The organism is Achromobacter sp. 10T422, assembly GCF_056394065.1.
On sequence record NZ_JBFTHD010000006.1, the window covers coordinates 117,547 to 132,080 of the forward strand.

The 14,534-nt window shown below is 64.1% G+C and carries 13 protein-coding genes and 1 tRNA gene; 6 read left to right on the forward strand and 8 right to left on the reverse strand.

What is annotated here, in order from left to right; all coding sequences use genetic code 11:
* The first annotated feature begins 6 nt into the window (after window positions 1–6).
* Window positions 7–681, forward strand: a complete 675-nt coding sequence (locus AC1DB0_RS16965; protein WP_476758020.1) for a response regulator — start codon at window positions 7–9, stop codon at window positions 679–681.
* Here AC1DB0_RS16965 and AC1DB0_RS16970 read toward each other — a convergent pair.
* Window positions 663–2,252 carry a hybrid sensor histidine kinase/response regulator gene (locus tag AC1DB0_RS16970; RefSeq protein ID WP_054422473.1) on the reverse strand — a complete coding sequence of 530 codons (1,590 nt, stop codon included), beginning with the start codon at window positions 2,250–2,252 and terminating at the stop codon, window positions 663–665. The genes AC1DB0_RS16965 and AC1DB0_RS16970 overlap by 19 nt on opposite strands.
* A gap of 282 nt (window positions 2,253–2,534) precedes the next feature.
* Between AC1DB0_RS16970 and AC1DB0_RS16975 the strand changes: the two genes are divergently transcribed.
* Both AC1DB0_RS16975 and pbpG read left to right on the forward strand, forming a co-directional pair.
* Window positions 2,535–2,609: transfer RNA gene (locus AC1DB0_RS16975), tRNA-Arg, on the forward strand.
* A 310-nt stretch (window positions 2,610–2,919) separates the two neighbouring features.
* Complete coding sequence (gene pbpG, locus AC1DB0_RS16980; protein ID WP_476758710.1) at window positions 2,920–4,122, forward strand: D-alanyl-D-alanine endopeptidase; 1,203 nt, start codon at window positions 2,920–2,922, stop codon at window positions 4,120–4,122.
* 115 nt (window positions 4,123–4,237) lie between these two features.
* Here pbpG and AC1DB0_RS16985 read toward each other — a convergent pair whose 3' ends face one another.
* Complete coding sequence (locus tag AC1DB0_RS16985; RefSeq protein WP_054422475.1) at window positions 4,238–4,627, reverse strand: ribbon-helix-helix domain-containing protein; 390 nt, start codon at window positions 4,625–4,627, stop codon at window positions 4,238–4,240.
* Window positions 4,628–4,963: 336 nt separating this feature from the next.
* Between AC1DB0_RS16985 and adhP the strand changes: the two genes are divergently transcribed.
* Window positions 4,964–5,989 (forward strand): alcohol dehydrogenase AdhP, encoded by a 1,026-nt coding sequence (adhP, locus tag AC1DB0_RS16990; protein WP_054422476.1) that lies wholly within the window; start codon window positions 4,964–4,966, stop codon window positions 5,987–5,989.
* A gap of 142 nt (window positions 5,990–6,131) precedes the next feature.
* Here adhP and AC1DB0_RS16995 read toward each other — a convergent pair whose 3' ends face one another.
* The 4 genes from AC1DB0_RS16995 to AC1DB0_RS17010 all read right to left on the reverse strand — a co-directional run bounded on the left by AC1DB0_RS16995 (window position 6,132) and on the right by AC1DB0_RS17010 (window position 9,328).
* Window positions 6,132–6,710 carry a DJ-1/PfpI family protein gene (locus tag AC1DB0_RS16995; RefSeq protein WP_054422477.1) on the reverse strand — a complete coding sequence of 193 codons (579 nt, stop codon included), beginning with the start codon at window positions 6,708–6,710 and terminating at the stop codon, window positions 6,132–6,134.
* 162 nt (window positions 6,711–6,872) lie between these two features.
* Window positions 6,873–7,361 carry a Cys-tRNA(Pro) deacylase gene (ybaK, locus tag AC1DB0_RS17000; protein WP_054422478.1) on the reverse strand — a complete coding sequence of 163 codons (489 nt, stop codon included), beginning with the start codon at window positions 7,359–7,361 and terminating at the stop codon, window positions 6,873–6,875.
* Window positions 7,362–7,421: 60 nt separating this feature from the next.
* A complete protein-coding gene (xerD, locus tag AC1DB0_RS17005; protein WP_346550960.1) occupies window positions 7,422–8,405 on the reverse strand; it encodes a site-specific tyrosine recombinase XerD in 984 nt (327 codons plus the stop codon).
* 8 nt (window positions 8,406–8,413) lie between these two features.
* Window positions 8,414–9,328, reverse strand: a complete 915-nt coding sequence (locus tag AC1DB0_RS17010) for a LysR substrate-binding domain-containing protein (RefSeq protein WP_054422480.1) — start codon at window positions 9,326–9,328, stop codon at window positions 8,414–8,416.
* 182 nt (window positions 9,329–9,510) lie between these two features.
* Here AC1DB0_RS17010 and AC1DB0_RS17015 point away from each other — a divergent pair, with 182 nt between their 5' ends.
* Complete coding sequence (locus tag AC1DB0_RS17015) at window positions 9,511–11,193, forward strand: thiamine pyrophosphate-binding protein (RefSeq protein WP_054422481.1); 1,683 nt, start codon at window positions 9,511–9,513, stop codon at window positions 11,191–11,193.
* A 133-nt stretch (window positions 11,194–11,326) separates the two neighbouring features.
* On the forward strand, window positions 11,327–12,520 hold the full coding sequence (locus AC1DB0_RS17020) for an acyl-CoA dehydrogenase (RefSeq protein WP_054422482.1): 1,194 nt from the start codon (window positions 11,327–11,329) through the stop codon (window positions 12,518–12,520).
* Window positions 12,521–12,705: 185 nt separating this feature from the next.
* On the opposite strand, the gene AC1DB0_RS17025 is transcribed toward AC1DB0_RS17020, so the two are convergent.
* Window positions 12,706–13,149, reverse strand: coding sequence for a MaoC family dehydratase (locus AC1DB0_RS17025; RefSeq protein WP_054423280.1), 444 nt, complete (start codon window positions 13,147–13,149; stop codon window positions 12,706–12,708).
* A gap of 75 nt (window positions 13,150–13,224) precedes the next feature.
* Window positions 13,225–14,514: a benzoyl-CoA 2,3-epoxidase subunit BoxA gene (gene boxA, locus AC1DB0_RS17030; protein WP_476758018.1), complete on the reverse strand. Its 1,290-nt coding sequence runs from the start codon at window positions 14,512–14,514 to the stop codon at window positions 13,225–13,227.
* Window positions 14,515–14,534: the final 20 nt, after the last annotated feature.

Consider the following 14,534-nt stretch of genomic DNA (forward strand, 5'->3'; position numbering starts at 1 on the left):
CGGCCGATGCCTGTTCTGCTTATTGCCGACGATCACCCACTGTTCCGCGACGCCCTGCGAGGGGTGATTGATCGGGTGATGCCCGGCGCCATCATCCATGAAGCCGACCAGATCAGCGCGCTTTACGATCTGGTCGACTCCTGCCCCGATGCCGACCTGCTGCTGCTGGATCTGGACATGCCCGGGTCGTCCGGCCTGGGCCCGCTGATTCATCTGCGCGGCCAGCAGCCGCAACTGCCGATCGTCATCGTGTCGGCGCATGAAGATCCGCTCTTGATACGCCGGGCGCTGGCGCATGGTGTGATGGGCTTCATCCCGAAATCTTCCGATGCCGATACCTTGGGCACGGCGCTGTTGCATGTGCTGGACGGCGGCACCTGGCAGCCCGAGACCGGCTACGGCGCCACCGGGCCAGCCCGCACAACCGCCGCGCCTTCGCCGGAAAAGTCATTGGCGGCCAGCGTGCGGGAACTGACGCCGCAGCAGTTCCGTGTGCTGCAAATGGTGGGTGCGGGCTTGTTGAACAAGCAGATCGCCCACGAGCTGCGCGTGTCTGAAGCCACCATCAAAGCGCACATGACTTCCATCATGCGCAAGCTCGGCGTCACCAACCGCACGCAGGCGGTGTTGATTGCGGGCCGGCTGGGCTTGAACACGTGGCGCTACGGCGCCAAGTTCTGATCGCGCAACTGCGCGGATAAAAACGCGCGCAGCGACGCCGGTTTGATCGGCTTGGCCAACACCCGGTAGCCGCGCAATCGCGCAGCGTGCTTCAAGGCGTCGCCGCCGTCGGTTGACAACAATGCGCCGCGCACGCCGGGCGTAGCCGCCCGCAAGACGTCCAGGCTGTTCAGCCCGTCCAGCCGATCACAGAGGTGATAGTCAACCAGCAGCACATCGGGTTCATGGCGCATCAGCGCCAGCGCGTCGTTCAAGTGGGTGGCACACAGCACGCTGGCCTGCCAGCGTTCCAGCAAGGCCTGCAAGCCGCTTAAATGATGGGGATCATTGTCCAGGCACAACACACGCAAGCCTTGCAAGGACGCCGGCGGCAAAGGCGTAAGCGGCATCGCTGCCCGGCCTGACCAGGGCGCAGGCACGCGCGGCACGCGAATCGAGAACACACTGCCGCGATGCATTTCAGACCGGACATCCAGCGCGTGCTCCAGCAGCATCGCAAAGCGCCGGCAGATGGACAGGCCCAGCCCAAAGCCCCGGCCGCCGCGGCTCAAGGGCTGCTCATAGCGGTGGAACTCGTCATAGATCCAGCGCAGCTGATGCGCCGGAATGCCCGGCCCCGTGTCCCACACCTGCAACGCGACCTCACCGCCACGAGGCCTGGCGCACAGCAGGATGCGGCCGCTGTGGGTGTAGCGCAGCGCATTGGCCAGCAGGTTCTGCAACATGCGCCACAGCAGACGCGGATCGCTGCGTATATAAAGTGGGCCGCGTGCATGCAGGCGCAGTTGCAGGCCGGCGCGCAACGCCAGTTCGCCGTACTGGTCAGCCAGCTGGTGCAACATCGGTTGCACATCGAAGTCGCTGAGCGCCGGCTTGAGTGCCCCGGCATTCAAGCGGGAAATATCCAGCAGGCCGTCCAACAGTTCTTCGGCCGCGCGCAGTGACGTATTGATCCGCTCGGCCAGATGACGTTGCTCTTCGGGCTTGTCCTCGTCATGCAAGGCCGAGGCGAACAGGCGCGCGGCGTTGATGGGTTGCAGCACGTCATGGCTCACCGCCATCAGGAACTGGGTGCGCGAGCGTTGCGCAAGCTCGGCCTCGCGCTCGGTGCGTTTGAAATCCGTGATGTCGCTGTAGCTGGTGACATACCCGCCACGGGGCAAGGGCCGCCCATGCCACTCCACCACCCGGCCCGACCGCAGCGTGCGCTGGTGGCGGTAGGCAGACCCGGCCTGCATGAACGCGATACGCCTGCGAACCAGTCTTTCAATATCCAGCCCCGGCCCCGCGCCGAATTTGCCGCGCCGCGCATTGAAGCGGATGACATCGGCCACGGGACGCCCCACCCGCAGCAGCCCCTCGGGGTAATCGAAGAAGCGCTGGTATTGCCGGTTCCATGCCACCAGCCGCATCTTTGCATCGACCACGCTGACGCCTTGCTCCAGATGTTCCAGCGCGGCCAGCACATCGGGCGCCCGGCCGCCTGCGCGCAGGCTGGGCGCCAGCCGGACAGCGGCCAGCCCCAGCGCGGCGAAGGTCAACAAGGCAAGCGCAAGCCAGCCCAGCATCATGGCGCGTGTCTCCTGCGTTCAGGGAGGGTGCCGCGGGCAGTTCGTTTTTCTGATCGTGGGCCGGCGGCGCTGCGGGCATTATGCCGTCGGCACGGCCACGCGGACGGCCTTCGCCCAATTTTCAGACTGGTCCTAAATTTGGCGCAGGAATCGTGCCCTGATTTGGGGCTTGCTGCGGCTGCTGATAGACTTGCGTCCTGCTCAGACTGCCGCGCCCGCAGTGATAAACTCTGGCCCGGAAGATTCTCTGCAATATCAAAACGTTAGTGTCGTTTTGACTGTCTCGCCGTAGTTAAATGGATATAACCGGCCCCTCCTAAGGGTCAATTGGTGGTTCGATTCCACCCGGCGAGGCCATCCTCCGGCCTCGATCCCGACGCCTGCCCCCCCAAAATTTTCCGCACGTTCAGCCAGATGAGGGTTAATCCGGGCTACGCTCACGCGCCTTGCGCCGTTAGCTTCTCATGTCGCGCCTTGTGACGAATTGAAGCGACGTCAATACGTCACCGATATTTTTTTCAGTCATCATTGCGAATCGCCTTGCGTACAACTTAATGTGCTGTTTAAATTCGACGCGTAAGCCCCTAATTCATCTGGACTTTTCCTGAACCGACGTCCCGCCGGCTTAAGAAATACTTCTTCACAGACTGACAAGCCTGCTCAAACCATGGCATTTTCCTGGAAACGTGCAATTGCGAACGCGGTAGCGCCGGCGGCGCTGGCGCTGTGCGCGCTCCTGCCCCCTGCCGCGCAAGCCGCAAAGAATTCCGACCCTTGCAAGACGAACGCCAAATCGGCGGCCTGCAAGGCGCAACAAGCCAAGAAAGCTCCCGCTCCGAAAGCCGCCTCTGGCAAGAGCTCGGCCGGCAAACAAGCCGCCCCTGCCGCCAAAAAGGCCGCCCCGCCCAAGTCTTCGTCCACCGCCAAGAAGGCGGCCCCGCCCAAGGGCGGCAAGCAAGCGGCCGGCAAGGCCACGCCCCCCAAGAAGACGGCCGCCGCCTCGGGCAAGAACGGCAAACCGAATAAACCCGCTGCCGGCCGTGGCCGCTCGGGCGCAGCCGCGTCCGCCGCCATGCCGCCGCCCGCGGCATCGGTGCGCGCCGAAGCCGCCGCGCTGCGTTCCAGCACTGCCTATGTGCAAGACCTGGAAACGTCGACCGTCCTGTTCGCCAAGAATGAAAACGTCGTGCGTMCCATCGCTTCGATCTCGAAGCTGATGACCGCGGTGGTTGTGGTCGACGCCAACCTGCCGATGGATGAAATGCTTGAAATCACCGACGACGATGTCGATGGTCTGAAGCACACCACCTCGCGGCTGCGCGTGGGCACGAAGCTGTCGCGCGGCGACATGCTGCATCTGGCGCTGATGTCGTCCGAGAACCGCGCCGCCAACGCGCTGGGCCGCCACTATCCGGGCGGCTTGCCCGCTTTTGTCGCGGCGATGAACGCCAAGGCGCAGTCGCTGGGCATGACCAGCACGCGCTTCATTGAGCCGACCGGCCTGTCGAGCAACAACGTGTCGTCGCCGCATGATCTGGCCCGCCTGCTGCGCGCCGCCTCGCAGCGTCCGCTGATCCATCGCTACTCGACCGACACCGAGTACGACGTCGAGATCAACAACCGCACGCAGACCTTCCGCAACACCAACCTGCTGGTGCGCAAGCCCGACTGGGACATCAAGGTCTCCAAGACGGGCTACATCAACGAAGCCGGCGAATGCTTGGTGATGCTGGCCCGCATCAATGGCCGCGATCTGGCGATCGTGCTGCTGGACTCGCAAGGCAAGCTGTCGCGCATCGGAGATGCCGTGCGCATCCGCCGCATTGTGCAAAACGAAGTCGCGCTGGCGTCGATTCAGCCGGGCGGTTGAACCCCGCTGCTTAACCCGGCTGTTACGCCCCCGGCGCTTCTCGCCACAAAAAAAGGCCCGATCTTCATCGGGCCTTTTTCATGCGCACGCGGGCGGACTCGAGGGCGGACTCGAACTACGCCGCCACGGGCCGCTTGCTGCGCAAGGGTTTGGCGTCATACATCGAGGCAGGCAGCCCTTCCAGCACGGCCTGCGCGTTTAGCGACCGGATCGGCACCGCCGCATCCGGCGGAATGCGCCCATCGGCCTGCAACAGCTGATAGCGCAGACAACATACCCGCAGGAAAGAGGTGAAGTTGGCGGCCTCGCCGCGGTACTCGGTGAGTTCGTCGTATAGGCGTTCGATCAGCTGCGTGACGCGCATGCCGTCACGCCCGGCGATTTCTTCCAGCACCTGCCAGAACAACTGCTCCAGCCGCAAGCTGGTTGCCACGCCATGCAGGCGCAGCGAACGGGTTTCGGGCGCGTAGGACTGTTCGCTCGCGCGGATGAAGATTTCACACATGAGAGCTCCTGAAGCGGGGCCGGCGACGCGCTGGGGTGGCGCCGCTGGACAACGCGCTTGGATGGTCACGCTTGGATGGTCACGCTTGGATGGTCACTCTTGGATGGTCACTCTTGGACGTAGCGCTGAGCCGCGCGTCGCCGGTGGGTCACTGTACGACGTTTGCCGCGCAGCCTGCAAGACGCGGCGCGCCCTAGGCCGTTCGGGCCGAGCCCCGCCATTCTGCAACGACACGTTTCCTGACAGTCATCCATTCCGGCTCGGTTGATATAAATCATGGACTCGACAGTGCGAGCGTTCGAGCATAGTGAAACTGATCAGACTTCGGAGGCAGAGATGGAAAAGACCATGAAGGCCGCAGTTGCACGAGCATTTGGCAAACCCCTGGTAATCGAAGAAGTCGCAGTGCCCCGCCCCGGTCCGGGTGAACTGCTGGTGAAGATCGAAGCCTGCGGCGTGTGTCATACCGACTTGCACGCCGTCCAAGGCGACTGGCCCGTCAAACCCAATCCCCCCTTCATTCCCGGCCACGAAGGCGTGGGCCACGTTGTGGCGGTGGGCGCGGGCGTGACGCACGTCAAGGAAGGCGACCGCGTGGGCATCCCGTGGCTGTATTCCGCCTGCGGCCATTGCGAGCACTGCCTGGGCGGCTGGGAAACCCTGTGTGAACAGCAGCAAAACGCCGGCTACTCCGTCAACGGCGGCTTTGCCGAATACGCGCTGGCGGCCGCCGATTATGTGGGGCTGCTGCCGAAAAACGTGGGCTTCGTCGACATCGCCCCCGTGCTGTGCGCGGGCGTCACCGTCTACAAGGGCCTGAAGATGACGGACACCCGCCCGGGCAACTGGGTGGTGATTTCGGGGATAGGCGGGCTGGGCCATATGGCGGTGCAATACGCCAAGGCCATGGGCCTGAACGTAGCCGCCGTCGACATCGACGACACGAAGCTGGACCTGGCGCGCCGCCTGGGCGCGGAAGTGACCGTCAACGCCAAGACCACCGACCCCGCCGCGTACCTGAAGCGCGAAATTGGCGGCGCGCATGGGGCGCTGATTACGGCCGTATCGCCCAAGGCGTTCGAACAGGCGATGGGCATGGTGCGGCGCGGCGGAACCGTGGCGCTCAATGGCCTGCCTCCCGGCGACTTCCCGCTGTCGATCTTCGACATGGTGTTGAACGGCGTTACCGTGCGCGGCTCCATCGTGGGGTCGCGGCTGGACTTGCAGGAATCGCTGCAATTCGCCGAGGAAGGCAAGGTGCACGCCACCGTCGCCACGGAACGCCTGGAGAACATCAACAGTGTGTTTGACCGCATGAAACAAGGGCAGATCGAAGGCCGGATCGTGCTGGACTTTGCCTGAGCCGCCTTAGCGCGACCGCTGACATGCAAAGGCTCCCGGGGCGTGGATGCCCCGGGAGCCTTGTTCGCTTCCGCAAACGGGAGCGGCGCTGCGGATAGCGGATCAGCGCATCGCGCCGTCACGCAATCACCAGATCGTCGCGTCAGTGCGTGATCTTCGTGCCCAACACCACCAGGAACTGCGACAGCCATGCCGGGTGCGCGGGCCAGGCCGGGGCGGTCACCAGGTTGCCATCGGTATAGGCTTGGTCGATGCCGATTTCGGCATAGGTGCCGCCGGCCAAACGCACTTCGGGTGCGCAAGCCGGGTACGCCGAGCACGTGCGGCCTTTGAGGATGCCGGCGGCGGCCAACAGTTGCGCGCCGTGGCAAACGGCCGCGATCGGCTTACCGGCCTGATCGAAATAACGCACGATATCCAGCACCTTTTCGTTCAAGCGCAGGTATTCCGGTGCGCGGCCGCCCGGAATCACCAGACCGTCGTAGGACGCGGGCTCGACGCGAGCGAAATCAAAATTCAGCGCAAAGTTGTGCCCGCGCTTTTCGCTGTAGGTCTGGTCGCCTTCAAAATCGTGAATGGCGGTGGCGATGGTGTCGCCGGCTTTCTTGTCCGGGCAGACCGCATGCACCGTATGCCCCACGGCCAGCAGCGTCTGGAACGGCACCATGGTTTCGTAGTCTTCGGCGTAATCGCCGACCAGCATCAATAGTCTCTTGCTCATGAATGTCTCCTTGGGAGGGGGGATGGCGGCGCCGGTTGCACACCCGTCAGGCCGGGCTCCGGTTCTTGATGTTCTGCGTCCATTGTGCCTGCTGCTGATTCGCCGCTGGTGGTAGTGGGATACCACGCCGGGTCACGAACGCCGCCCCAAGGCTGACCCGCTCTACTCCAGCGCCACCGACACGGGTTTTGCGCCCAGCACCGTGACAAGCGCCTGGGGATCAATCCCCACCAGATACCCGCGCCGCCCGCCGTTGATATACACGACGGGGTATTCCAGCACCTCGGCTTCGACCCACACAGGCATTTTCTTGCGCGTGCCAAACGGCGAGGTGCCGCCGACCTGATACCCGGAATGCCGCTGCGCGACTTCAGGCTTGCAGGGTTCGACTTTCTTCAGCCCTGCCTGACGCGCCAGATTCTTCGTGGAGACCTCGCGGTCGCCATGCATGACCACGATCAGCGGCTTGGCGGATTCGTCTTCCATGACCAGCGTCTTCACCACCGCATGCGGGTCCAGGCCCAGCTGGCGCGCGGCCTCGCCTGCGCCGCCGTGATCCACATAGTCATAGGTGTGTTCCGTGTAGGCCACCTTGTTCTGCTTCAGCATTTGGGTGGCGGGCGTTTCGGAGACGTGGCGGGCTTTGCTCATGGGTAGGCCGGGTGAAAAAAGGAAAAGTGTAAGACAGGGTGAACAATGACGGTTCGCGCGTCAGCCGCGCGGATGGTGGGCCGCATGCAGCGCCTTCAAGCGTTCGCGGGCGACGTGGGTGTAGATCTGGGTCGTGGAAATATCCGCGTGACCCAGCAGCATCTGCACAACCCGCAAGTCGGCGCCGTGGTTCAACAAGTGGGTCGCGAACGCATGGCGCAACACGTGAGGCGACAGCGGCGCATGGATGTCGGCCAGCAGCGCGTACTTCTTCACCAACTGCCAGAAGGCTTGGCGCGACATCGCTTCGGCGCGGCCGGTGATGAAGAGCGCATCGCTTTGACGGCCCGCCGCCAGCTCGGGCCGGGCGGTCTTCAGGTACTGATCAATCCAGTGCGCGGCCTCGGCGCCCAGCGGCACCAGGCGGTCCTTGCCGCCCTTGCCCAGCACCACGCGCACGACACCTTCATTCAGGCTGACGTCCAGCGCGCGCACGCCCACCAGTTCAGACACGCGCAAACCGGTGGCGTATAGCGTTTCCAGCATGGCGCGGTCGCGCAGGCCGCGCGGCTGGGTAAGGTCGGGCGCGCGCAGCAAGGCGTCCACTTGTGATTCCGACAGCGTCTTGGGCAGGCGTGGCGGCTGCTTGGCGGCGATCAAGGTCAGGCAAGGGTCGCGTTCGGCGCGGTGTTCGCGCAAGGCCCAGGCGTAGAAGCGGCGCAGCGCGGCCAGCCGGCGGTTGGCGGTGGTGGCGCGCGTTTCGTCGTGGCGGAAGGCGAACCAGGCTTCGATGTCGGCTTTGCCGGCGTCGCAGAGCGTCTTGGCGGGGCCGACGGGCAACGCATGCGCCGAGGCGGCGTCGCCATAGCGGTCGGCCATTTCGCGGGCATAGGCTTCGGGGTCTTCCAGCCAGCGGGCAAAGCCGGTCAGGTCGCGGCGGTAGGCGGCCAGGGTGTTGGCTGACAGGCCGTCTTCCAGCCAGACGGCGTCGATGAAGGCGTCGATATCGCCTTGGGAAGCCAGGGGCGCTTTAAGGATGGACATATTGCGGGTTACCTCTCGCCCACGCCGGCGGCTGCCGACTTCAGCCAGGTTTCAAACAGTTTGAGCGCATCAGACCGTTCGCTGCGCTGCGGGTAGCCGAAGTAATAGCCCTGGCTAACGGTCAGCGATTGCGGCACCGGCATCGTCAACGTGCCAAGGTCTAGCGCCGGCTGCGCCAGGAAGCGCGGCATCAGGCCCACGCCCAGCCCTGCCTGCACGGCCGCCATCACCATGGTGAAGAGTTCATAGCGCGGGCCGCCCGCCGCCTGCGGGCCGTACAGATGGTTATTGGCGGCATACCACTGCCGCCACGCGTCAGGCCGCGACGCCAGGTGCAGGTGCGTCATGCCGGCCAAGGCGCTTACGCCCGCGTCCGTCTGCTGCGCCACACGCGCCGCCAGTTGCGGCGCGCATACCGGCACCAATTCGCGTTCGGGGAACAGCAGCACGCCCTGCGTGCCGGGCCACAGGCCGTCGCCATGGTAAAGCGCGCCATCAAAGGGCTGATCCTTGAACTGGAACGGCAAGGTGCGCACCGACAGGCTGACGGTGATGTCGGCGTGTTCCGCTTGAAAATCCGCCAGACGCGGAATCAGCCAGGTGGTGGCCAACGTGGGCACGACGGCAATGTGGATGCTGCGGCCCATGCCCGTCCGGCTGACCAGGCCAAAGGTGTCTTTTTCGATCTGGTCCAAATGGTGACGAATCCGCCCGGCGTATTCCGCCCCGTGGTCCGTCAGCACGATGCGGCGGCGCACGCGGGTGAACAACTGCACGCCCAGCCGCGACTCCAGGCTGGCCACCTGCCGGTAAACCGCGCTGTGCGTCAGGGACAGTTCCTCGGCCGCGCGGGAAAAACTGCCCAGCCGGGCCGATGCTTCGAACGCCTGGAGCGCGCTCAGATTGGGAATGCCGTTTCTCATGGAGCGGAGTATTTGCCTGAAATCGGCCTGAAATCGGCCTGAGACCCGTCGAAACCGGTCGCGGCGCAACGAGACACTACGTGCCGGGGGATCACTAGATTGTGCAATTTTATCAATTGCGTTGTGCACTCAAGACACATATCCTCAAGAGTCTTATCCTCGGCTACCCACGACACCCCACCATGTCTCAGCAAGATTCCCGCCTTGGCGGTCACATTCTGGTCGACCAACTGGTCGCCCAGGGCGTCAAACACGTTTTCTGCGTTCCCGGCGAGAGCTATCTGGCGGTGCTGGACGGCCTGCACGATGCGGATATCAAGGTTACCGTCTGCCGCCAGGAAGGCGGCGCGGCGATGATGGCTGACGCCCACGGCAAACTGACCGGCGAACCCGGCATCTGCATGGTGACCCGTGGCCCGGGCGCGTCCAACGCGCTGGCCGGCGTACACATCGCCAAGCAGGACTCCACCCCGCTGATCCTGTTCGTGGGCCAGATCGAACGCGGCATGCGCGAGCGTGAAGCCTTCCAGGAAATGGACTACCGCGCCGTGTTCGGCACGCAGGCCAAGTGGGTCACCGAGATCGACCAGGTCGAACGCATTCCCGAACTGATTTCGCGCGCTTTCCACATTGCCACGTCCGGCCGCCCCGGCCCCGTCGTGATCGCCTTGCCGGAAGACATGCTGGTTGAAGCCGCCAAGGTGGCCGACGCCCCGCGCTACGAACTGATCGACTCCGCCCCCACGGCCGGCCAGCTGGCCGACCTGGAAAAGCTGCTGGCCGACGCCAAGAACCCCGTCGCCATCCTGGGCGGCACGCGCTGGGATGCCCGCGCCGTGCAACAGTTTGCCGACTTCGCGCAGCGCCACGCGCTGCCTACGGCCGTGTCGTTCCGCCGCCAGATGCTGTTCCCCGCCGACCACCCCTGCTTCATCGGTGACGTGGGCCTGGGCATCAACCCGGCGCTGCTCAAGCGCGTGGCCGACGCCGACCTGATTCTGCTGGTGGGCGGCCGCATGTCCGAGAACCCCAGCCAGGCCTACACGCTGCTGGACATTCCGGTTCCGAAGCAAAAGCTGGTGCATGTGCATCCCGACACCGCCGAACTCGGCCGCGTCTACCGCGCTACGCTGGCCATCAACACGTCGCCGGCCGCATTTGCGGAATCGCTGGCTGGCCTGAAGGCCCCCGCCAAGCCCGTGTGGGCCGAAGGCACCCAGGCCATGCGCGAGTCGTACCTGAAGTGGAGCGACCCGGAAACCATCACCACGCCGGGCGCGCTGCAAATGGGCCAGGTGATGGCCTACCTGGAAAAGTCGTTGCCGGCGGACGCCATCATGACCAACGGCGCGGGCAACTACGCCACCTGGCTGCACCGCTTCCACCGCTTCACGCGCTTTGGCACGCAGCTGGCGCCCACGTCGGGTTCCATGGGCTACGGCCTGCCGGCCGCCGTAGGCGCCAAGCGCGTCTGGCCTGACAAAACCGTTGTCTGCTTTGCGGGCGACGGCTGCTTCCTGATGCACGGCCAGGAATTCGCCACCGCCGTCCAGTACGACCTGCCCATCATCGTGGTGCTGGTCGACAACGGCATGTACGGCACCATCCGCATGCACCAGGAAAAGCACTACCCCGGCCGCGTGTCGGCAACCGAACTCAAGAACCCGGACTTCGCCGACTATGCGCGCGCCTTCGGCGGCCACGGCGAACGCGTCGAGACCACCGACCAATTCGGCCCGGCCTTCGAACGCGCGCTGGCCAGCGGCAAGCCGGCCATCCTGCACTGCTTCATCGACCCTGAAACCATCACCCCGTCGACGACCTTGGAAAAGATCCGCGACGCGGCATTGAAAGCCCAGCACTGAATCCCGATCAGGCGGTAATTTCCGGCGGCGCGCTCAGGCGCGCTGCCCGCGCAAACCCCAACTTGCCGCCCGAATTATTTTAGGTTTAAACTTTTAAAATTCCGAATACGGAAATCCATAGCGGAGACCCAGCATGTCCTCGAATCCTTCTTTTCAATGGCAAGATCCCCTGTTGCTGGACCAGCAACTGACCGAAGAAGAACGCATGGTGCGCGATGCCGCCTATGCCTATTCGCAGGACAAGCTTGCCCCCCGCGTGCTGAACGCCTTCCGCAACGAGAAGACCGATCCGGAAATCTTCTCGGAAATGGGCGAACTCGGCCTGCTCGGCGCCACCATTCCTGAAGAATACGGCGGCGCTGGCCTGAACTACGTCAGCTACGGCCTGATCGCCCGCGAAGTCGAACGCATCGACTCCGGCTACCGCTCGATGATGAGCGTGCAGTCGTCGCTGGTGATGGTGCCCATCAACGAATTCGGCAGCGAAGCGCAAAAGCAGAAGTACCTGCCCAAGCTGGCTCGCGGCGAATGGATCGGCTGCTTCGGCCTGACCGAACCCAACCACGGTTCCGACCCCGGCGGCATGGAAACCCGCGCCGTCAAGACGTCCGACGGCTACAAGATTTCCGGCAACAAGATGTGGATCACCAACTCGCCCATCGCTGATGTGTTCGTGGTGTGGGCCAAGTGCGTCGGCGGCGACTTCGAYGGCAAGATCCGCGGCTTCATCCTGGACAAGGGCATGAAGGGCCTGTCGGCTCCGGCCATTCACGGCAAGGTCGGCCTGCGCGCCTCGATCACCGGCGAAATCGTCATGGACGAAGTCGAAGTGTCGGCAGACCAGATGATGCCCGGCGTGTCCGGCCTGAAGGGTCCGTTCACGTGCTTGAACTCCGCCCGCTACGGCATCGCCTGGGGTGCTGTCGGCGCCGCTGAAGCGTGCTGGCACACTGCCCGCCAGTACACGCTGGACCGCAAGCAATTCGGCCGCCCGCTGGCCGCCAACCAGCTGATCCAGAAGAAGCTGGCCGACATGCAAACCGAAATCACGCTGGCCCTGCAAGGCTGCCTGCGTTTGGGCCGCATGAAGGACGAAGGCACCGCCGCCGTCGAAATCACCTCCATCATGAAGCGCAATTCTTGCGGCAAGGCGCTGGACATCGCCCGCCTGGCGCGCGACATGCTCGGCGGCAACGGCATCTCGGATGAATTCGGCGTGGCCCGCCACCTGGTGAACCTGGAAGTGGTCAACACGTACGAAGGCACCCACGACGTGCACGCCCTGATTCTGGGCCGCGCACAAACGGGCATCCAGGCGTTCTATTGATCGCTTGCTTGGCTTGAATGGCCTGAATGGCCTGAATGAAAAAACCGCCTTCAATTTTGAAGGCGGTTTTTCTTTGGCGCTCCGCACTTGATAGAAAATGCTTGATGCCCCGCGCTTGATACCTCGCACTTGATACCCCGCGCTGGATACCCAATGCTTGAAACAAGCACTTTGATGCGAAGCGCCTAGTTCTCGCCCGACAGATCAAACAAGCTTGTCGCGTCCAATTCCAGCACGCCTTCGTCGTGCTGGTTGATGACGGTCCATGCCCACGTGATGATGCCCAGGTCGGGGCGCGACGACGAGGTGCGCGCGCCTTGCACACGCGCTTCCAGACGCAGCGTGTCGCCCGGACGCACCGGCGTGCGCCAGCGCACTTCACCCAGCCCCGGGGAACCGAAAGATTCGGAGTCATGCAGCGCCGCATCCACCGCCATGCGCATGGCCAGTGCGCACGTGTGCCAGCCGCTGGCGATCAGTCCGCCCCAGCGCCCTTCTGCGGCGCGTTGCGGGTCGGTGTGAAACCACTGCGGGTCGAACTTGCGTGCAAATTCCACGATCTCGGCCTCGGTGATGGTGACCGGGCCTGCCTTGATCATCATGCCGTCTTTGAATTCGGCGAACTTCATATTTTCCCCCTGCAAACGCAAACGGCGCGCCATGGCGCGCCGTTTTTCACGTGTGTCACGCGTTGGTTTTAGGACTTAATACGTCTCGAAATGCAGCCGCCCTTCGCGACGCAGCACATCGTGCAGGATAGACCAATCCTGCCCCGATTGCATCGTCACCTCGCGCAGCGCGTCCAGCACGCCGACTTCCATTCCCTTCAGCCCGCAAACATAGATGCAGGTGTTGCGGTCCGACAGCAACTCGCGTACCTGCCCCGCGCGTTCGCGGATCAAGTCCTGCACATAGCGCTTGGGCTGGCCGGGTTCGCGCGACAGCGCAAGATTGATGTCGATGAAGTCGCGCGGCAGCTTCATCAGCGGCCCGAAGTACGGCAGCTCGCGTTCGGTGCGGGCGCCAAAGAACAGCATCAAGCGGCCGTTGTCGCCTGTGTCGATGCGGCGGCGGTAGCGCTCGGTCATCGCGCGCATCGGCGCGGAACCTGTCCCCGTGCAAATCATGATGAGGTTCGCGCGCGGATGGTTCGGCATCAGGAAGGTATGGCCGAACGGGCCGATGACCTGCACCGTGTCGTTCTTGGCCAGATCGCACAGGTAGTTCGAACACACGCCATGCGCCGCCGCGCCGCCATGGTCTTCGGTGACGCGCTTCACCGTCAAAGACAGGTTGTTGTAGCCCGCGCGTTCGCCATCACGCGGGCTGGCCAGCGAATACTGGCGCGCGTGATGCGGCCGGCCTTGGGCATCGACACCGGGGGGCAGAATGCCGATGGACTGCCCTTCCAGCACGGGAAACGGCAGCTCGCCAAAGTCCAGCACGATGTGATGAATATCGCTTTCGGTATCGGCGCCCGTCACGCGGTAATTGCCGACGACGGTGGCCGTCATTGGCGCCTTGTGCGTGTACAGATTGACGTAGGGGTGGGCGGCGGACCACGGCGGGACGGAGGCGCCGGGCAGGCTGAATGCGGGGGCGGCGGCAGACGCCGCGCCAGTCATCACGCCAGGTGCATCGGCCGCCGCGGTGCCGACCGCCGCGGTATCGACCGCCGCAGCATCGCCCCCCGCATCCACGGCCGCCGTTTCCGGCAACGCCTTTTCCTTCGGCAATTCTTCCCAGCCGAACTGATCCTGCACCGAGTACGCCTCGTTGCGCAGCATCAGCCGCCAGTTGTCGATCGACCCCGTTGGGCATGGCGGCACACAGGCCATGCAGCCATTACAGATGTCGGGGTCCACCACGTAGTTATTGGAATCGTGGGTGATCGCGTCGACCGGACAGGTTTCTTCGCACGTGTTGCAGCGGATGCAGATCTCGGGATCGATCAGATGCTGCTTCAGCACTTCTACGGGTAAGGGGGCGTTCATCGCAATCTTCCCAATGCGCT